At 66.2% G+C, this 18,533-nt stretch carries 16 protein-coding genes; 10 read left to right on the top strand and 6 right to left on the bottom strand.

The annotated features are described in order from the left end of the window. Nucleotide 1: 1 nt before the first annotated feature. On the bottom strand, nt 2-1,702 hold the full coding sequence (gene ptsP, locus FOS14_RS16275; RefSeq protein WP_185981801.1) for a phosphoenolpyruvate--protein phosphotransferase: 1,701 nt from the start codon (nt 1,700-1,702) through the stop codon (nt 2-4). Nucleotides 1,703-1,800: 98 nt separating this feature from the next. Here ptsP and FOS14_RS16270 point away from each other — a divergent pair, with 98 nt between their 5' ends. Genes FOS14_RS16270 through FOS14_RS16255 form a run of 4 tightly spaced genes read left to right on the top strand, consistent with a single transcriptional unit; the run spans nt 1,801 to nt 5,869 of the window. Continuing rightward, complete coding sequence (locus tag FOS14_RS16270; RefSeq protein WP_143771849.1) at nt 1,801-2,568, top strand: DeoR/GlpR family DNA-binding transcription regulator; 768 nt, start codon at nt 1,801-1,803, stop codon at nt 2,566-2,568. Next, nucleotides 2,565-3,548 (top strand): 1-phosphofructokinase, encoded by a 984-nt coding sequence (gene pfkB / locus FOS14_RS16265; RefSeq protein ID WP_143771848.1) that lies wholly within the window; start codon nt 2,565-2,567, stop codon nt 3,546-3,548. Before FOS14_RS16270 ends, pfkB begins: the two co-directional genes overlap by 4 nt. A gap of 23 nt (nt 3,549-3,571) precedes the next feature. Further along, nucleotides 3,572-5,578: a fructose-specific PTS transporter subunit EIIC gene (locus tag FOS14_RS16260; RefSeq protein WP_143771847.1), complete on the top strand. Its 2,007-nt coding sequence runs from the start codon at nt 3,572-3,574 to the stop codon at nt 5,576-5,578. A 33-nt stretch (nt 5,579-5,611) separates the two neighbouring features. Next, on the top strand, nt 5,612-5,869 hold the full coding sequence (locus FOS14_RS16255; protein WP_143771846.1) for an HPr family phosphocarrier protein: 258 nt from the start codon (nt 5,612-5,614) through the stop codon (nt 5,867-5,869). Nucleotides 5,870-5,880: 11 nt separating this feature from the next. Here the strand turns inward: FOS14_RS16255 and FOS14_RS16250 are convergent, their stop codons facing one another. Both FOS14_RS16250 and FOS14_RS16245 read right to left on the bottom strand, forming a co-directional pair. Then, a complete protein-coding gene (locus FOS14_RS16250) occupies nt 5,881-6,309 on the bottom strand; it encodes a VOC family protein (protein WP_143771845.1) in 429 nt (142 codons plus the stop codon). Between the two features lie 120 nt (nt 6,310-6,429). Then, nucleotides 6,430-6,678 (bottom strand): hypothetical protein, encoded by a 249-nt coding sequence (locus tag FOS14_RS16245; protein WP_143771844.1) that lies wholly within the window; start codon nt 6,676-6,678, stop codon nt 6,430-6,432. A 184-nt stretch (nt 6,679-6,862) separates the two neighbouring features. Between FOS14_RS16245 and FOS14_RS16240 the strand changes: the two genes are divergently transcribed. After that, nucleotides 6,863-7,441, top strand: coding sequence for an alpha-ketoglutarate-dependent dioxygenase AlkB (locus tag FOS14_RS16240; RefSeq protein ID WP_143771915.1), 579 nt, complete (start codon nt 6,863-6,865; stop codon nt 7,439-7,441). Here the strand turns inward: FOS14_RS16240 and FOS14_RS16235 are convergent. Then, nucleotides 7,438-8,526 carry a 3-deoxy-7-phosphoheptulonate synthase gene (locus FOS14_RS16235; RefSeq protein ID WP_143771843.1) on the bottom strand — a complete coding sequence of 363 codons (1,089 nt, stop codon included), beginning with the start codon at nt 8,524-8,526 and terminating at the stop codon, nt 7,438-7,440. The two genes, FOS14_RS16240 and FOS14_RS16235, sit on opposite strands and share 4 nt — an antisense overlap. Nucleotides 8,527-8,710: 184 nt before the next feature. Then, nucleotides 8,711-9,601 (bottom strand): oxidoreductase, encoded by an 891-nt coding sequence (locus FOS14_RS16230; RefSeq protein ID WP_185981800.1) that lies wholly within the window; start codon nt 9,599-9,601, stop codon nt 8,711-8,713. Nucleotides 9,602-9,704: 103 nt separating this feature from the next. Here FOS14_RS16230 and FOS14_RS16225 point away from each other — a divergent pair, with 103 nt between their 5' ends. Genes FOS14_RS16225 through FOS14_RS16210 form a run of 4 tightly spaced genes read left to right on the top strand, consistent with a single transcriptional unit; the run spans nt 9,705 to nt 15,335 of the window. Further along, complete coding sequence (locus FOS14_RS16225; RefSeq protein ID WP_185981799.1) at nt 9,705-10,691, top strand: ABC transporter substrate-binding protein; 987 nt, start codon at nt 9,705-9,707, stop codon at nt 10,689-10,691. A 21-nt stretch (nt 10,692-10,712) separates the two neighbouring features. Beyond that, entirely contained in the window at nt 10,713-13,052 is a 2,340-nt protein-coding gene (locus FOS14_RS16220; protein ID WP_255450386.1) for a glycerol-3-phosphate 1-O-acyltransferase, read from the top strand. Beyond that, nucleotides 13,039-14,460, top strand: coding sequence for an HAD-IB family hydrolase (locus FOS14_RS16215; RefSeq protein WP_143771840.1), 1,422 nt, complete (start codon nt 13,039-13,041; stop codon nt 14,458-14,460). The genes FOS14_RS16220 and FOS14_RS16215 overlap by 14 nt, the downstream gene beginning before the upstream one ends. Further along, entirely contained in the window at nt 14,460-15,335 is an 876-nt protein-coding gene (locus tag FOS14_RS16210) for an RluA family pseudouridine synthase (protein WP_143771913.1), read from the top strand. Before FOS14_RS16215 ends, FOS14_RS16210 begins: the two co-directional genes overlap by 1 nt. Here FOS14_RS16210 and FOS14_RS16205 read toward each other — a convergent pair. Further along, nucleotides 15,332-16,069 carry a pirin family protein gene (locus tag FOS14_RS16205; protein ID WP_143771839.1) on the bottom strand — a complete coding sequence of 246 codons (738 nt, stop codon included), beginning with the start codon at nt 16,067-16,069 and terminating at the stop codon, nt 15,332-15,334. The two genes, FOS14_RS16210 and FOS14_RS16205, sit on opposite strands and share 4 nt — an antisense overlap. Nucleotides 16,070-16,216: 147 nt before the next feature. On the opposite strand from FOS14_RS16205, the gene FOS14_RS16200 reads away from it, so the two are divergent. Next, nucleotides 16,217-18,520 carry a diiron oxygenase gene (locus FOS14_RS16200; protein ID WP_143771838.1) on the top strand — a complete coding sequence of 768 codons (2,304 nt, stop codon included), beginning with the start codon at nt 16,217-16,219 and terminating at the stop codon, nt 18,518-18,520. Nucleotides 18,521-18,533 lie beyond the last annotated feature (13 nt).

Below are 18,533 nucleotides of genomic sequence, written 5' to 3'. Positions count from 1 at the left end.
CTTAGCCGAGAACGGCCCGCGCGGCATCGCGGGCCTCAGCTGCCGTTGCGGTCCCCAACACGGCATCGGCGGCGTCGCGGCATTGCTGCAGAGTGACGGTGGCGATCTTCGCGCCGACACCGGTGACGGCGGCCGCCGCGCAGGACAGCGAGGTGACACCCAAGCCGGTCAGGACACACGCGAGCAGCGGATCGGCCGCGGCCTCACCGCAAACCCCCACCGGCTTACCCACCGCGGCACCGGCTTTCGCGGTCATCGAGACCAAGGCAAGCACCGCTGGCTGCCACGGGTCGGTGAGCGCCGCCAATTCCGCCGACATGCGATCGGCGGCCATCGTGTACTGGGCGAGGTCGTTGGTGCCGATCGAAACGAAGTCGACGTGGGCGAGGATTCGATCGGCAAGCAGTGCCGCGGCCGGAATCTCGATCATCACGCCCGGCGTCAGCCCATACGAACGGGTCAGTGCGCCAAACCTTTCCGCTTCCTCGGCCGTCGCGATCATGGGGGCCATCACCCAGGGACGCGCGGCCGTCTGGTCGGCCGCGGCGGCGATAGCTTCCAACTGGCGCTCGAGCAGTTCCGGATTGCCGGCCGCAATACGCACGCCGCGCACGCCCAGGGCCGGATTGGCCTCATCAGGGTGTCCGACGAACTTCAGCGGCTTGTCCGATCCGGCATCGAGTGTCCTGATGACCACCTTGCGGCCCGAAAACGCCCGCAGTACCTCGGCATAGATTTTCGCCTGTTCATCGACGCTCGGCTCGGCATCTCGGTTCAGAAAGCACAGTTCGGTGCGAAACAGGCCCACGCCCTCCGCCGGTGTTTGCCGGGCGGCCTGCGCCGCGGCGCCATCCTGCACGTTCGCCAGCACAGCGACCCGGTGGCCGTCCGCGGTCGCGCCCGGACCGGCCCAGTTGGCCAACAACCGGGCATCGTGCTGCGCACGCTCGGTCGCGCGAGCTGCCTCGGCAGCATCCGGCTCGACCGACACCGTGCCCTGCCCGCCGTCGATGAGGACCATCGTGCCCACGGCGACCTCGTCCAGCCCGGCTACGGCAACGACGCACGGAATGCCCAGTTGGCGCGCGATGATCGCCGTGTGGCTGGTGGGTCCGCCCAGGGTGGTGGCAAGTCCGACAATGACTTCCGGGTCCAAGCCAGCCGTGTCGGCAGGCGCTAGATCCTCGGCGCACAGTATCGATGGGGACGAGGGGCGCGGCACACCCGGTTCGGGTAGTCCGGCAAGCTCCGCGACGACCCGGTCGCGGATGTCGCGCAAGTCTGTCACCCGCTCCGCCATGAGGCCGCCGAGTTGGCTGAACAGCTCAACGAACTGCGCGACCGCCTCGACGGTGGCGCGTTCGGCCGGATCGCCGTCGGCAATCCGCTTTTCGGCCGCGGTCAGCCAGGCCCGGTCCTGAGCCAGGGTCGCCGTCGCCGACAGCACCTCGGCCGCCGCCCCGGTCGCGTGCGCCGCTCGATCGAGCAGCCGCCGCGCCACGGTCGACGCTGCGGACCGGAATCGCTCGGTCTCCGCCGGGCGCTCGGGTTCGGGGATGTCCGTTGCGCCCTGAAAGCGGCTCGCGTCCGGGATTCGTCCCGGCCGGATGACCGGCGCGTATGCAACACCTGCAACCACCGGAACACCCGAGAGGACCCGCGTTTGCGGCGGGAGTGACGTAGACGGAGAAAGCGCTGTCATGTGAATCAGATTACAGCCAAATGTTGACAAGTCAACACAAACGGTAGTAAACCAACATATAACCAATATGAAGCAGTCCCGATCCCACATGGAGCGTCATGTACGCGGAAGAGCGTCAACAAGCGATTGCCTCGCACGTGATCGCACAAGGTCGCGCTTCGGTGACCGAACTGGCCGAGGTCTACGACGTCACCACCGAGACGATCCGCCGCGATCTGGCCATCCTCGACAAGGCCGGTGTCCTCCGGCGCGTGCACGGCGGCGCCGTCCCGGTCCGGGCGCTGCGCCTCGTGGAGTCTGCGGTCGGTGAGCGGGAGTCCACCCGCGCGGAGTACAAAGACTCGATCGCCGCGGCGGCCATCGACTATCTGCCGCCGAGCGGAGCCAGTGTGCTGATCGACGCGGGCACCACTACCGCACGGATGGCCGCCAAACTACCGACGGATCGAGAGATGACCGTGGTGACCAATTCCATCCCGGTTGCCGCGCGACTGGCCGGCGTGCGGTCGGTCTCGCTGCAGATGCTCGGCGGCCGGGTTCGTGGCCTCACGCAGGCCGTCGTCGGCGATCAAGCGCTGCGGGTGCTCAACACGCTGCGCGTCGACGTGGCGTTCATCGGCACGAACGCGATCAGCCTGCGCCATGGGCTGTCGACCCCGGACGGCGACGAGGCCGCTGTCAAGCGAGCAATGGTCCGGTGCGCTAATTACGTTGTGGTCCTTGCGGACTCCTCGAAAGTCGGTCGGGAGGACTTCGTCAGCTTTGCCTCGATCGGCGACGTCGACGTGTTGATTACCGACTTGGAGGTCACCGACGCCGACCGTGACCAGTTGATCGGATCCGGCGTCGAGGTGGTGCGCGCATGATTCTCACCGTCACACCGAACCCGAGCATAGATCGCACGGTTACCCTCGACAGCCCGCTTGTTCGTGGCGCGGTCCACCGGGTGCGGTCCGTGTCGACGGAACCGGGCGGGAAGGGTGTCAATGTCGCTCGCGCTCTCACGCTGGCCGGCGTCGACACCGTTGCGTTGTTGCCGGCGATCGCCACCGACCCGATAGTGACCGCCCTGCGTGACGCCGAGGTTGCGTTTGTTTGTGTTCCGACCGCCGGCGCCGTGCGCAGCAACATCACCATCACCGAAACTGGTGGAACCACGACGAAACTCAACGAGCCGGGCGCGGCATTGCATGCACAGACATTGCAGGCGCTGACCGCCGCTGTTCTCGAGCACGCGGAACGAGCGAGTTGGGTCGTGCTCTCCGGCTCCCTGCCGCCCGGCGTTCCCGACTCCTGGTATGCCGAGGTCGTCGCACTGCTGGCAACCATGGACTGCCGGGTTGCTGTCGACACCTCCGAGGCACCGTTGTCCGCGCTCGCCGCCGCTTTCGACCGATACGCTCCAGATCTGATCAAGCCCAACGCGGAAGAGCTCGCCGGGCTTGTCGGCAGCAATGCCAGCACCTTCGAAGACGCCGTGGCCCACGGTGATCCGGAGCCGGTCGTTGCGGCTGCCGGTGAGTTGATCGAACGGGGGGCACGCACGGTGCTTGCCACGCTCGGCGCTGCGGGGGCCGTACTGGTCGACCGCTCCGGAAGTTGGCTGGCGACGCCGCCGCCGATCGTGGCGCGCAGCACCGTCGGGGCCGGCGACTCCTCGCTGGCAGGCTATCTACGGGCTCACATCGCGGGCGCCGACATGGCGGAGTGCCTGCGGATGGCTGTCGCTTACGGCAGCGCGGCGGCGGCACTGCCGGGTTCGGCGCTTCCCTCACCGGCGCAGATCGACCCCGACGCCGTCCGCGTCGCACCGCTTTCCCTGATTTCACATCCCACACATTCCTGATCAACCCGCGACGAGGTGCTCGCATGTCCGACCCGATAATCACCACCGACCTGGTCTTGCTCGACGTCGATGCAGGCGCCGACAAGAACGCCGTGATCGGCCGCCTGGCGACGAAGCTCGCCGACGCTGGGCGAGCGACGGACCGCGATGGTCTGGTCGAGGCAGCCTTGGCCCGGGAAGCACAGTCGGCCACCGGTCTTCCGGGCGGCATCGCTATTCCGCACTGTCGGTCACCGCATGTCGACACCCCGACGATCGGGTTCGCCCGGCTCGCGCCCAAAGTCGACTTCGGCGCGCCGGACGGGCCCGCCGACCTGGTATTCCTCATTGCTGCACCGGAATCCGGCGGCGCCGAGCACATGAAGCTGCTGTCGAGTCTGGCGCGCGCGCTGGTCCGGCCAGAGTTCGTCGCGTCGCTGCGGGCGGCCGCGAGCGCAGCGGAAATCGTCGACCTCGTCGATCATGTGGTCAATCCCGCGCCCGCGCCTGCGCCCGCGCCGCAGCCCAAGCCCGCCGCGCCCAAGGAGGCCGCGAAGTCCCTCGTCGCGGTGACCGCCTGCCCCACCGGAATCGCGCACACCTACATGGCTGCCGATGCCCTGACCGCGGCCGCGAAACGCGCCGGGGTTGCGTTGCAGGTGGAGACCCAGGGGTCTTCGGGCAGCACGCCGCTGGCGGCGCAGACCATCGCAAATGCAGGCGCAGTCATCTTCGCCACCGACGTCGGGGTCAAGGACCGCGCACGATTTGCTGGCAAACCGGTGGTGGCCTCGGGCGTCAAGCGGGCCATCAACGAGCCCGACACGATGATCTCCGAAGCCCTTGCTGCAGCGGACAATCCGTCCACCGCACGCGTAGAGGGCGAGGTAGCACCCGCGACGGAGGCTCGTGCCTCCACCGTCGGGTGGGGCACCCGTACCCGACAGATCCTGCTCACCGGCGTCAGTTACATGATCCCGTTCGTCGCCGCGGGCGGTCTGCTGATCGCGCTCGGATTCCTGCTCGCCGGCTACGACATCGCGAACACCCCAACCGGGCAGTCACATTCGCTCGGTTACCTCATCGCGAGCACCAACTCCCTGACCAATCTGCCTGCCGGCGGGCTGAAGATCTACCTCGGTGCGGTGTTGTTCGAGCTTGGAACCCTTGCCTTTTCGTTCCTCGTACCAGCATTGGCAGGCTACATCTCCTTTGCCATCGCCGACCGGCCCGGCATCGCACCGGGATTCACCGCAGGGGCGGTGGCAGTGTTCGTCGGAGGCGGCTTCATCGGGGGCATTGTCGGCGGTCTGATCGCCGGCTTCACCGCACTGTGGATCAGCAGAATCGCTGTGCCGCAATGGGTGCGAGGCCTCATGCCGGTGGTGATCATTCCACTGTTCGCCTCGCTGGTCGTCGGTCTGCTGATGTTTCTGCTGCTCGGTCGCCCGCTGGCCTGGGTGACCAACAGCCTTACGCACTGGCTCAACGGACTAACCGGCAGTTCGGTAATCGTGCTCGGCATCATCCTCGGCCTGATGATGTGCTTCGATCTCGGCGGTCCGGTCAACAAGGCCGCCTACGCATTCGCCACGGCCGGACTGAACGTGGCCGACCCCGCGTCGCTGCGCATCATGGCCGCGGTGATGGCCGCGGGAATGGTGCCGCCGCTGGCTCTGGCCCTCGCGTCGACAGTTCGGCCCGGCCTGTTCACCGAGCCGGAGCGGGAAAATGGCAGGGCCGCTTGGCTGCTCGGCGCATCGTTCATTTCCGAAGGCGCTATCCCGTTCGCCGCCGCCGACCCACTGCGAGTGATCCCATCCATGATGGCCGGCGGCGCCGTTACCGGCGCACTGGTCATGGCGTTCGACGTCACGCTCAAGGCACCGCACGGCGGAGTGTTCGTGTTCTTCGCCATCGGCAACCTCGTGTGGTTCCTGGTCGCGCTGGCCGCCGGGACCATCACCGGCGCACTCGCCGTGGTCGCCGCCAAGCAGTTCACCAAACCCAACGTCGCCCGTGTGGAAACCGCCGCACTGGCAACCGCCTGACCCATTCGACAGCACCAGAACAAGGAGAATCTCATGCACACCAAGTCCGTCATCGTCGGATCGGCCATCGGCCTGCACGCCCGGCCGGCCGCCATCATCTCCCAAGCAGTCGTCGATTCCGGTGTGCCGGTGACGCTTTCGCTCGACGGCGGGGCTCCCGTGGACGCCGGCTCGGCCCTGATGATCATGACCCTCGGCGCTGGTAACGGCGCACAGGTGACGGTCGCATCCGAGGACCAAGCGACGCTCAACACGATCGCCGAGTTGGTGCAGCAGGATCTCGACGCCTGACCAATCGGCGCTCAGGTCACGCAGAACTCGTTGCCCTCGGGATCGCTGAGCGTGAGCCACTCATAAGGACCTTGCTGCCCGCGATGCATAAGCGTTGCGCCAGCAGCGATCAACCGTTCGGCCACCTCTTCGCGCTGCTCCCCCACCCGAATATCAAGGTGCACACGGTTCTTGACCGACTTCCCCTCCGGCACCAGCTGGAAAAGCACACGCGGCCGACCCGGCTGATCTGGATCGCGGATCGCCGCACCCGCGCGCCACACCAGGGTGCCGTTCCATTCGAGTGTGTCCTCAGCAGAAGCGTGGCCGGCCGCGACCATGCGCCGGATGAATTCGGAATCGCTCGGCTCAACCTGCCAGCCGAGCGCGTCCGCCCACCACTGCGCCTGCGCGTGCGGATTGGCCGAGTCGATGGTCACCTGAAATTCGTAGCCGCTCATGAAGCAGACCGTACGTGTCGCATCCGACAAGAATCATCGGCGGCGGCACTCCGCCGAGCGCGGCAACCCCTCGATGCCGCGGGCGGTTTCAGACGCGATCCGCATGAGGCATTGGCGCGATCAGCGAGCGCCGGCCTGGATACCCTGATCGACCTGGTCGAGGGCGCGCCCGATCAGATCGATTGCCGCCTCCCGGTGGCCGGCCTTGTCGGGAACTGCTTGCTGCAGCGCGGTCCGGGCAGCCTGCAAGTCGTCCCTGGCATCGAACATGTGGGTCTGCACGGCAACCGCCGCACCGGCGCCAGCCACACCGAAAACAGTGGCCAGCGCGAAACCGCCGACCGCCAACCGTAGTTTCGACACCCGCATTTCGACGCTCCTTCGCAGTCATCGGACGAACAACTCGCAACGACCGTAGCGGCGAACCGCGGCCCTACGGCCAGCCCAACACGAACCTTCAGCAGACCTTCAGCGCCGGCCGACAAGGTGTATCCTCGAACACGTGTTCGCAGCACCGCAGATCTCGCTATTCGAGAGCTTGCCGGTTGACGGCATGCAGGACCTCGCCGCCACGGTCCGTCGGGCGCAGCTTTCCCACGGCGCATGGGTCGATTTCGCTCCCGGCTGGCTCGCCAACTCGGCCGAACTCTTCGCCCGTCTGGTCGACGCCGTGCCCTGGCGTGCCGAGCGCCGCGCGATGTATGAGCGGGTGGTGGACGTACCGCGACTGACCCGCTTCTACGAGGAGGGCGAATCCCTTCCGGACCCACTGCTCGACACCATGCGCGACGCCCTGACCGGGCATTACCGGCAGGAGTTGGGTGAACCGTTCACCACCGCGGGCCTCTGCTACTACCGCGACGGCGCCGACAGCGTTGCGTGGCATGGAGACAACATCGGCCGCAGCAGGTCCGAAGACACGATGGTCGCGATCGTTTCGCTCGGCGATGCCAGACCGCTGCTGCTGCGGCCCCGCGGCGGCGGCAAGTCGATCCGCTACAACCTCGGCCACGGCGACCTCCTCGTCATGGGTGGATCGTGTCAACGCACCTGGGAACACTGCGTACCCAAGTCGTCACGGGTGATCGGTCCGCGGATCAGCGTGCAGTTCCGCCCGCACAACGTTCGCTAGCGTCGACGCGCCGCCACCGCATCCGCGAGCACCGCGAGTTGGCGCTCGGTGGTCGCCCAATCGAGGCAGGCGTCGGTGATGGACTGTCCGTAAGCGAGTAACTCCGGTCGTCCGAGCTCGAGGTCTTGGCGGCCGGCCACCAGGAAGCTCTCCAACATGACGCCCACAACCTTGCGATCACCCTCGACGATCCGCCGCGCAATATCGTCCACGACCAGCGGTTGACGGTTGTGGTCTTTGCCGCTGTTGCCGTGGCTCGCGTCGACGACGACCCGCTGCGACAGACCCGCCGCGGCCAGCTTTTCCATTGCCGAACCGACAGCCGCGGCATCGTAGTTGGGACCGGAAGACCCGCCGCGCAGGATGATGTGGCAATCCGGGTTGCCAGCCGTGCGGATGAGCGCGGCCCGGCCCTCGAGATCGGTACCCGCGAAGACGTGGCTGGCGGCGGCCGCCCGCACCCCATCGACCGCGACCTGCACGTCACCGTCCGTCCCGTTCTTGATGCCGACCGGCATCGACAGCGCGCTACTGAGCTGACGATGAACCTGACTTGCCGCGGTGCGCGCGCCGATCGCGCCGTAACTGACCAGGTCGGCAATGTATTGCGGCGTGATGGGGTCGAGGAACTCGCACGCCACCGGGAGACCACGAGCGCTGATGTCGACCAGCAACTGACGCGCCAACCGCAGACCGGCGTTGACGTCGAAGGTGCCGTCGAGGTGCGGGTCGTTGATCAGGCCCTTCCAGCCGAGCGTCGTCCGCGGCTTCTCGAAGTAGACACGCATCACGAGGTGCAGGCGGTCGCCGAGCGCCGCGTCGACGGCCGCGAGCCTGTCGGCGTAGTCGAGAGCCGCGGCGGGGTCGTGCACCGAGCATGGTCCGACGATCACCATCAGCCGGTCATCGCGACCATCGAGTACGTCGACGGTCGCTGCTCGACCACGCCGAACGACGGCTGCGATCGCGTCGTCGACCGGGTATGCGCGGCGCAGCTCGGCAGGCGAGTCCAGCGGGCTGATGCTCAGCGTGCGGTGGTCATCCGTGCGGTGCTCCAGAGAGGGCACCTTCAGGGCGGTGGTCACGTGGGTTCCTGTTCCCAGGCCGGCCCGCACAGTTCTTCGCTACCCCGCGAGCCGGTCTGTATCCGGCTCTCGGGTGGTGAGTCAGCGCAGGTTCACGCAACCCGGCCCACCCAGGGCCGGCTTGGTAAACCAGTAGTACGCGCGCTGCATGGTTACCTAGAGTAACAGCTCGCCACCGGCCCGCTCACCGGGTGGCGGCCGCGAAGTCGAATGTCACACCCGTCAGGTCCTCGGACAACGTCCACAGCCGCGCGGCGGTTTCGGCGTCCTTGGCCTGGCTGCTGCACGACGACGGCGCCGGGTAGCCGCGCATGCCGAACATCTGTCCCGGTCCGTAGTAACCGCCACCCACCGCATCCGGCGACGTTGCCGCGTACAGCTCCGGAAGCGCACCCATTTCCGCGCTCTGGGCGAGGAACCGGTTGCCCAAGGCCATCAATGCGTCCATGACCGACTCGGTGTGGGACTGCAGGTTCGTGGAGGCGTAACCCGGATGGGCGGCAACGGATTTGATCGCGGAGCCGGCCGCGTCGAGGCGGCGCTGCAACTCGAAGGCGAAGAGCAGGTTGGCCAGCTTGGACTGACCATAGGCGGTCCAACGCTCATACCGTCGATGCTCATAATTCAGGTCCGCCAGGTCGATCCGGCCCGCATTGTGGGCTCCACTGGACACCGTGACCACCCGGTCGGTGATCTTCGGCAGCAGCAGCCCGGTCAACGCGAAGTGGCCCAAATGATTTGTGCCGATCTGCATTTCGAAGCCGTCCGCAGTCTGCCGCTTCGGCACTGCCATGACGCCGGCATTGTTGATCAGAACGTCGCACCGATCGACCGCGGAGGCGAATGCCCGAACCGAGGCGAGGTTCGCCAGGTCGAGTTCGCGCACCTGCGCCGACCCGCCGATCGAGCGGGCCACCCGCTGGCCCTTGACCGTGTCGCGACAGGCCAGGATGACGTCGGCGCCCGCCGCGGCCAACGCACGGGCCGCGACCTCCCCGAGTCCGCTGTTGGCGCCGGTCACCACAAAGGTGCGGCCCTTCTGATCCGGAATGTCGGCCGATGTCCAGTTCGTCACAGTGCAGAGTCTAGGGGCTGTAGGCATCCTCCGACGGGCCCCAATCGTCACCGACCGCCTTGTATTCTCGACAGAATCGCTACCTGGTGAGGAGCCGACGTTGATGCGGACTGCGGGCTACGCCACGCTTCGCCGAAATTGCCGCCGCCATCTTCGGTTCATCACCGCACTGCTCTCGCTCGTCGTCGCCGTCACAGTTTCGGGATGCGGCGCGGGAAACCCCGACTCGCGCACGGTCACCGTCGGCCACTCGCTGGGACGGACCACCATCGACGGCGTTCCCAAACGCATCGTCACCCTGGGCACCCAATGGCTCGATGCGACCGAATCGCTGGGCGTGCAACCCGTCGGGTATTTGGACGACGTCCTCGTCCGAACGGGACAGAGCGCGCCGTGGGAACCCACGTCCCTGCATAGCAGCACGGCCATCGACGCCAAGGGTGATGTGCCCGCGCAGGTCGCAGCCCTGCATCCCGACCTGATCCTGGCCTCTACCGTGACCGACAAGCCCACCATCGACAAGCTGGATACCATCGCGCCCACAATTCCGAACCTGAGCCGCAGCCGCGTCCAGTCCTGGTCCGATGAGGTTCGCGTGCTCGGCAAGGTACTCGCCCGCGACGACACCGCACAGTCGGTCATCGACAAGGTCAACGGACAAATGGATGCGACTATCGCCAAATATCCAGGCTTGAAGGGCAAGACGTTTGCGACCGTGTACTACTCGGGCGACGATCAAATAACGGTCTTCGCCGACAAAGACGACCCGACCAGTACCTTCTTCATCCGGATGGGCATGGTGCTGGCGCCGAATCTTGTCGCCATGGTGGGCCCGGTCGGACACATGCTGCTGCCACCCGGCCGGGTGTCCGAACTGAACGCCGACATGCTCGGCGTGGCACTGGCCGAACCCGACCAACAGGGCGAGTTCCAGTCCCTGCCGGGCTACTGGCAACTCCCCGCCGCCCAACACGGAACGGTCGGCTTCCTCGGATTGGCCACGGCAATCGGGCTCGACCAGCAATCTCCCCTGTCCTTGCCTTACATACTCGACCGGATACAGCCAGTTCTCGCCGCGACCGCTCGCTAAGACTTCGATGGAGGTAGCCAGGTGGACAACCTCGTGGTGCTGTCGGATTCGTCGACCTCGGTCGAAGCTGACGTCATCGCAACCTGGCTGCGCGGCAACGAACTTCGCGAACGTTACCCCGACGCAGACCCGACGCTGTTGCCGCTCGAGGCCCACGCGATCGCCCGGGGAGTGGTCGGCCGCAGCGACGACCCACTCATCCTGCCGGTACGGGTGCTGTGGCTACCACCCGAACGCGACGGGGTGCGCCGCGCGCGGCTGTCCGACTTGGCCACCCTGAGCAACCCGCGCAACCCGAACCGCCTCATGCAGAAGTGGATCGTGCGCAACGCGCCGGACCGCCATCGCGTTCTCATCGGCGAGCCAGCGCGATTGAGCGAATTGCGTACCCGCCATCTGGAATCGAACGGCGCGACCGGCCCGGAGGCGTTCGCCCGCTACATCGCCCGCACCGCCGTTCTTGCCCTCGAGCGCGCGGAACGTTCCGTGATCGGTGACCGCTACAAAATTCCGCGGTTGGTGGCCGATGAGATTCTCGACAACACCGGCTTTCGCGCCAAGCTCCGCGATATCGCGGTCCGGATGGGCATTTCCGAGCCGGAGGCCGTTCGACGCGCCCAAGACTGCCTGCACGAACTGGTGGCGGTGCAGAGCCGATTGGTGACCGACCTGTTCACCCAGGCCATGGCCCCGTTTCACAAGCGCGCCTGGACCGTGGATGCCGATCAATCGGGCCTCGAGAACCTGCGCGAATACAACCGTCGGTATCCGCTCGTGTTTTTGCCGTCGCACCGGTCCTACGCCGACCCCTTCGTGCTCGGGGATGTGCTGGCGCAGAACGATTTCCCGCCCAACCACCTGATGGGCGGGGCCAATCTGAGCTTCTGGCCCGTCGGACCGATCGCGCGCCGCTCCGGCACCGTATTCATTCGCCGCAGTTTCGGCGACGACGAGATCTACAAGGCGGTCGTCGAGGAATACTTCGCCTATCTGCTGGCGAAGCGCTTCAACCTGGAGTGGTACTTCGAAGGTGGACGGACCCGCACCGGCAAGCTACGTCCGCCCAAGTACGGTCTGATGAACTACGTGGCGGACGCCGTGCGCGAGGGACGCGCCGAGGACGCGCTGCTGGTTCCGGTGTCGATCACCTACGAGCGACTGCACGAACTCGGCGCCATCGCCAGCGAGCAGATCGGCGGCGCAAAGAAACCGGAGGGGCTGGCGTGGATGGCGCGGTACGTCCGCAGCCAGCAGAACGCCGCCGGCCGGGTGTATGTCCGCTTCGGCCAACCGCTTTCGGTGCGCGAACGCCTGCTCGCCAACGGTGACGTCTTCCCGGCCGCGGGCGTCACTCAGACCGAGGAGGACCTCGCCCGGTCTCGGTTGGCGGTACAGAAGCTGGCCTTCGAGGTCGCCGTGGGCATCAACTCGGTCACGCCGATTTCGGCGAATTCACTGGTGACGCTTGCCCTGCTCGGCGTGAGCGACCGAGCGTTGACCATTCCGGAAATCCGCGCGGTGATCGCGCCCGTGCTCACTTACATTGAGCTGCGCCGCATTCCGCAGGGCGAGCTGTCCGTACTGCGCACCGACTCCGGCCTGGGCGGTGTGCTCGACCAGCTCGCCGCGGCGAAGGTGCTCACCGCCTACACCGGTGGCGAGGAGGCCGTCTACTCGATCGAGCCCGGCCAGCATCTAGTAGCAGCGTTCTACCGCAACAGCGGAATTCATTGGTTCGTCAATCGTGCGGTGCTCGAGCTGACCATCCTCACCGCCACCGAGAGCGGTTTCACGGATCCGCTGCGGCGCGGTTGGCACGCCGCGCTGGAACTGCGGGATCTGCTCAAGTTCGAGTTCTTCTTCCCGGAGCGCGAAGTATTCGAGCAGGAGCTGACCGCGGAGATGCTGTTGATCGATCCCGACTGGAACGATCGCCGGCCTACTGTTGATGAGCTGCTGCAGCTGCTTGCCGACACCGGATTCCTGATGGCGCACCGGGTTCTGCGCTCATTCTTCGACGCGCAATTGGTGGTGGCCGAACGGCTGGTGGCGCTGGGCACGGCACCGGTCGGTGACAAGAAGGAATTTCTCGACAGCTGTGTCGCGGTGGGCACCCAAATGTTGCTGCAGGCGCGGCTGCACAGCCCGGAATCAGTATCGTCCGAGCTGTTTTCGACCGCGCTGCAGTTGGCAGCCAACCGAAACCTGGTGCGGGCCGAGGATTCGGACGTGCTGGCTCGTCGAAGGCAGTTCGCCGATGAAATCCGTGCCGTCGAACAACGGCTCGCCAAGGCCGCGGCATTGGACGAATCCAATCGGAAGGACGGCCGTGTTGCTAAGGACAGCGATGTTGCTCGATGACGCCATTTCGGAGATTCGCAACGGCCCGCAGGGACCCCACATCGGAGCGTTCTTCGACTTCGACGGCACTGTGGTGCATGGCTTTTCCGGGTTCCCGCTGTACCGTCAGCTGTGGCGTCCACGCACGGCTCGCACGGCCGAGCTGACCCGCACCATGCTGGCCGGCATTCGCGGCGGCAAGACGGAGGCGCAGTTCGAAAGTTTCATGGACCTTGCGCTGCATTCGTTCAAGGGTCGCACGGAGGCAGAGCTCGAGGACATCGGACAGAAGGTGTTCGAGAAGCGAATCGCCGGACATCTGTACCCGGAGGCGTGGCGGTTGGTGCAGGCTCACCTCGAAGCGGGCCACACCGTGGTGATCGCGTCCTCGGCAACCCGGTTTCAGATCGAGCCAGCAGCACGAGCTTTGGGCGTCACAAACGTCTTGTTCACTCCGCTCGAAGCTGTCGACGGTGTGCTGACCGGCCGCGTCGCCGGAAAGACATTGTGGCGCAGCGGAAAGGCCGCTGCTGTGCGGCGGTTCGCCGACGCCAACGGTCTCGACATGACGCAGAGCTACGCGTACTCGAACGGTGGTGAGGATGTGGAGTTCCTTGCCGCAGTTGGCCATCCGGTGGCGGTCAACCCGGATCGGCAGCTGTCCAAGCAGGCGGAGGCAAGGCAGTGGCCGGTGTTGCGCTTCGCTCCGCGCGGGCTCGGTAACGTCGCGAGGACGGCCGCCGGGTTCGGCGGCTTCTTCGGCGGGGCGCTAGTCGGGGCGGGGATCGCGGCGTTCGGCGGCGATCGGCGCCACGGCCTTGACCGGATGGCGCAGCTCGTCGGCGATTTGACCCTTGGCGGCGCGGGCGTCCGATTGCGCGTGATCGGTGAGCACAACGCCAGGTCTCCCCGGCCGGCCGTATTCGTGTTCAACCATCAGAGTCAGTTCGATGTCCCGATCGTCGCCAAGGTGCTGCGTAGCGGCTTCACCGGAATCGCCAAGCAGGAGTTGACCGAAAGCCCGGTGATCGGTCCGATCCTCAAGTTCGCCGGCACCACGTTCATCGACCGAGCCAACAGCGAGAAGGCCCGCGAGGCGCTGGCGCCAGTCGTGGATACGCTGCGGAGCGGAGTTTCGGTGGCGATCGCCCCGGAGGGCACCCGCTCCTACACCCCGAGCGTCGGTCCGTTCAAGAAGGGCGCGTTCCACATCGCTATGCAGGCCGGGGTGCCCATCATCCCGATCGTCATTCGCAATGCCGGAGAAGTGTTCTGGCGCAACGCTGCCACCGTCCGGCCCGGCACCGTGGACGTCGCGGTGCTCGACCCGATCGATGTCAGTGGCTGGGATCCCGCGGACATCGACGCGCAGGCCGCACAATTGCGCCAGCGGTATCAGGACATGATCCTGAATTGGCCCACGGGCTGATGGTGCTGCCGATTCGCGACGGCCTTAACCCAACTCGACTGCGGTTGCCTCCCGCCGACGCGCCAACCGTGCTCGCGTATCTCGTGCAACGCTTTCCCGAGGATGCCGCGCGAATCCGGGAGAAGGTCGAGGCAGGCGAGGTGGTCGACCAATCCGGCACACCGATCAACGCGCAGACGCCTTACCAGACTGCAGGTTTCGTCTACCTGTACCGCGATCCGCCGGTCGAGCAACGTATTCCGTTCGAGGTCACCGTCCTGCACCGCGACGAAAACCTGCTGGTCGTCGACAAGCCGCACTTCCTGCCCACGACACCGCGCGGCGGATTCGTGGCCGAAACCGCCCTGGTCCGGTTGCGAAGACAATTCGACCTACCGGAGCTCTCGCCGGCGCATCGGCTCGACCGGCTGACCGCTGGCGTGCTGTTGTTTACCGTCCGGCCGGACGTGCGTCGCGCGTATCAGACACTGTTCGCCGAGCGACGGGTGCGCAAGGTCTACGAGGCGATCGGCGGAGTCGACCCGGCCCTGGGCTTCCCGCGCACGGTGCGCAGCCGGATCGTCAAGCATCGCGGGGTACTGCAGGCGCAGGAAGTCCCGGGAGCGCCCAACAGCGAGACCGTGATCGAGCTACTCGACGGCCGCGGCGACCATGCGCGCTATCGGCTCATTCCGCGCACGGGCAAGACCCACCAGCTCCGGGTGCACCTCAACTCGCTGGGCATCGGAATCCTCGGCGACCCGCTCTATCCGGTGGTGCGTGACGTCGCGCCCGATGACTATTCGAACCCGCTGCGGCTACTGGCACGCTCTCTCGAATTCACCGACCCCTACAGCGGGCAGCGACGGGTCTTCGAGAGCGAGCGGACGCTTTAAGCGGCCGCGTGCATCTCCCAGACGAGAACCTCGGTCGGTTCGATCGCGGTCAGGCGCTGGCCGCCCGTCGCGGTCATCCGCACGGCGTCGCCCTGGTCGAGCCGGTCGCCCTCGAAGTCTGCTGCACCACGGGCCAGGAAAACATGCACGAACGGCGCGTCCGGAACGTTGATCGACGCACCCGGCTCGAGGCGGGCCACGAACAGTGCGGCCTGGCTGTTGTTGATAGTGATGGCGGCGTCGTCGCGGTGCCGCGCCATACCGGAGGCGAGGGTCACCAACGAGTTGGTGGCCAGTTCGGCGCTGATGTCGAGTTGTTGGTAGCTGGGCGTCAGACCAGGCTCGTCCGGCGGCACCCACATCTGAACGACGTGAAGCCGCTGCCGCTGCGCCCTGGTGGCGCCGTTGCGTTCGGAATGCCGGATCCCCGTCCCCGCGCTCATCCGCTGCGCCAAGCCGGGGTAGATCAGTCCGTTGTTACCGATCGAATCCTGGTGCACCACCGAGCCTTCCAGCACCCAGGTGATGATTTCGGTGTCGCGATGCTGGTGGGTGTCGAAGCCCTCCCCCGCCTCCACGATGTCCTCGTTGTTGACGAGCAACAGGCCGTGCGCATTCGCCGCAAGGTCGAAATTTCCGGTGGCCGGAAACGACTGCCTGGAGTCGAGCCATTCGTTCCACCAGTGGCCGCGGTGGGCGCTGCGAACCACCCGGGTCGAGGCTGGAACCGTCATACACTCTCGCAACAGTCCTGCTGAGCTACCTATTCCGGGGTCTGTCGGTTCGGCGGAAACCACGCACAGCGGGGCGGCTCCCGCTAGCGTCATACTGTGATGTAGTTGTGTGATGTAGCTCATGACCTCGTTGCGCGGGAGGTTCTCATGACCGGTGTTGACGCACGCTTTACGGCGTCCGAGAAGATCTCCAGTCGACTACTGAAGTCGGCGCTGAAACAGTCTTACGATCCGTGGACCGACATCGATTGGGACGCACCGCTGGTCGAGAATGCGCCATTCCTGCCGCTGCACCGCTCCACCCTGTACGGCACCGACCTGTGGGACGAGATGACACCCGAGCAGCGGGTGCAGCTGACCCGGCACGAGAGTGCCAGCATCGCCAGTTCCGGCATCTGGTTCGAGATGATCCTCATGCAACTGGTGTTGCGCGCGGCCTACGACATGGACCCGCGGACCGCGCACATGCATTGGGCTTTGACGGAGATCGCGGACGAGTGCCACCACTCCATCATGTTCGGAAAGGCGTTGGCGCGCACCGGCATGCCGCCCCATCGGCATTCGAAGATGTTCAACGAACTCGGACGGATTTTCAAATCGATCACCTGGGGCCCGAGTTCCTATGCGGCGATCCTGGTCGCCGAGGAGATTCTCGACGAGGCCCAGCGCGAGATGATGACGGACGAGACCGTCGAGCCATTGGTCCGGCGCGTCAGTCAGATTCACGTGACCGAGGAGGCCAGGCACATCCGCTTCGCCCGCGAGCAGATCGCGGACATGATGAGCCAGGGCATGGACCCGGCAGAGCTGCTCGCGCAGCAAACCCTGTGCGCTGTGGTCGCATTCGCGATCGTCGAGTCGCTGATCAGCCCGGGCGTTTACGCCGCGGGCGGGCTCGACAGCAAGCGCGCGGTCGCCGCCGCCCGCAACAACCCCAACATGCACAAGACCAGGGCCGAATGGGGCAAGAAGGTCGTCGAGTTCCTCGCGGAGAACAACCTCATCGGCGGTCCGGCCGCCGGATTGTGGCGGGCCAGCCACCTGATGTCCGAGGCCGACGTGGAGCGCGGTCTGATCGGGCGCACCGTGGACACCGGTACCGCGACCGCGCTCAAGGCCGCCGCCGGGGTCTTGCCCAATATTCCCGGACTGCGCAAGCTTGCCCGCGGAACGCTCGCCGGCATCGGCAGCGGTCCGGGCAAGCAGCCGAAGCCCGATGCTGAGCCCAAAAGTAGTTCATCGCTGAGCATCACCGATCCGGTCCGGGCTATTGCCGAATCAGCGCCGGCCCAGGCGCTACGGCGGGCGACCGACTTCCTGCCCTGGGGCTTGATCGGCGACCCGCTGGCGCCGTCGAAGCGGCCACGCAAGAAGCCGGAAAGCTCCAAGAGCGTGCACCGGTTGGCGGTTGCCGACATCCAACGGCTGACCAGCGACAGCGTGGCCGTCACCTTCGATGTCCCGGACGATCTGCGCGACACCTTCCGGTACATCCAGGGCCAGCACATCACCATCGAGGCGATGGTCAACGGCGAGAAGGTGCGCCGCAGCTACTCGGTCTGTGCGCCGGTCTCCGCCCAAACCCTGCGGGTCGGTGTGAAGAAGGTGGCCGACGGAGTGTTTTCCAGTTACGTCGTGGACACCTTGCAGATTGGCGACGAGGTCGACGTCGTGCCGCCGGCCGGGCGGTTCTACACCGAACTCGACTCCGTGAATGCGCTGCATTACGTCGGACTCGCCGGCGGTAGTGGGATCACACCGATCTTGTCGATCCTCGCCAGTGTTCTCGAAGAAGAGCCGAACAGTCGCTTCACACTCTGGTATGCCAACCGGGACCGCGACTCGGTGATGTTTTTCGACGAGATCGCCGAACTGCACCAGCGCTACGGTGATCGCTTCACCGTCTTGCACATCCTCGAAGACGGCGGGCACAGCGGCAGCGGATTCGCCAACGGCCGCATCGACGCCGAGCGCCTGAGCACGCTGGCGGAATCGGGCGACGTCGCGCACTGGTTCCTGTGCGGGCCGGCTCCGATGACCGAGGGTGCTCGGGAAGCACTGCGCGCCAAGGGCGTCGACGACCAGGCCATCCACCTCGAACTGTTCAACACGATCGGGCTGGTACCGGCGGCGACGCAAGCGCAACCAGCGCAGGAGGCGGAGGTCGCCGCCGGCGCACAGCTGCGCTTCAGCTTCGAGGGCGCGGACGAGGCAATCGACATGCGCGACGGCGAGTTGCTCCTCGACGCGGCGTTGCGTACGGGCCAAGACATTCCGTGGTCGTGCCGAGAGGCGGTGTGTGGAATGTGTCGCGCCAAGCTGTGCGAGGGCCAGGCCACCCCGATGATGGAGAACCACGCGCTCACCCCGAACGAGGTCGATGCAGGTTACATTCTCACCTGCCAAACCCGTGCCGCCAGCAAGAAACTCCGCCTCGACTTCGACGACTGATCACCGGATCGGA

The sequence above is a fragment of the Skermania sp. ID1734 genome (assembly GCF_007489285.1).
In the GTDB taxonomy this organism is placed as follows: Bacteria; Actinomycetota; Actinomycetes; order Mycobacteriales; family Mycobacteriaceae; genus ID1734.
Note: the sequence above shows the minus strand (reverse complement) of the source record. Positions and strands in the feature narration are given on the sequence as shown.

Excerpts from the sequence above, each read along its gene's own strand:
- ptsP (WP_185981801.1), bottom strand. The coding sequence starts at position 1,702 with ATGACAGCGCTTTCTCCGTCTACGTCACTCCCGCCGCAAACGCGGGTC.
- FOS14_RS16270 (WP_143771849.1), top strand. The coding sequence starts at position 1,801 with ATGTACGCGGAAGAGCGTCAACAAGCGATTGCCTCGCACGTGATCGCA.
- pfkB (WP_143771848.1), top strand. The coding sequence starts at position 2,565 with ATGATTCTCACCGTCACACCGAACCCGAGCATAGATCGCACGGTTACC.
- FOS14_RS16260 (WP_143771847.1), top strand. The coding sequence starts at position 3,572 with ATGTCCGACCCGATAATCACCACCGACCTGGTCTTGCTCGACGTCGAT.
- FOS14_RS16255 (WP_143771846.1), top strand. The coding sequence starts at position 5,612 with ATGCACACCAAGTCCGTCATCGTCGGATCGGCCATCGGCCTGCACGCC.
- FOS14_RS16250 (WP_143771845.1), bottom strand. The coding sequence starts at position 6,309 with ATGAGCGGCTACGAATTTCAGGTGACCATCGACTCGGCCAATCCGCAC.
- FOS14_RS16245 (WP_143771844.1), bottom strand. The coding sequence starts at position 6,678 with ATGCGGGTGTCGAAACTACGGTTGGCGGTCGGCGGTTTCGCGCTGGCC.
- FOS14_RS16240 (WP_143771915.1), top strand. The coding sequence starts at position 6,863 with ATGCAGGACCTCGCCGCCACGGTCCGTCGGGCGCAGCTTTCCCACGGC.
- FOS14_RS16225 (WP_185981799.1), top strand. The coding sequence starts at position 9,705 with ATGCGGACTGCGGGCTACGCCACGCTTCGCCGAAATTGCCGCCGCCAT.
- FOS14_RS16215 (WP_143771840.1), top strand. The coding sequence starts at position 13,039 with ATGTTGCTCGATGACGCCATTTCGGAGATTCGCAACGGCCCGCAGGGA.
- FOS14_RS16210 (WP_143771913.1), top strand. The coding sequence starts at position 14,460 with ATGGTGCTGCCGATTCGCGACGGCCTTAACCCAACTCGACTGCGGTTG.
- FOS14_RS16205 (WP_143771839.1), bottom strand. The coding sequence starts at position 16,069 with ATGACGGTTCCAGCCTCGACCCGGGTGGTTCGCAGCGCCCACCGCGGC.
- FOS14_RS16200 (WP_143771838.1), top strand. The coding sequence starts at position 16,217 with ATGACCGGTGTTGACGCACGCTTTACGGCGTCCGAGAAGATCTCCAGT.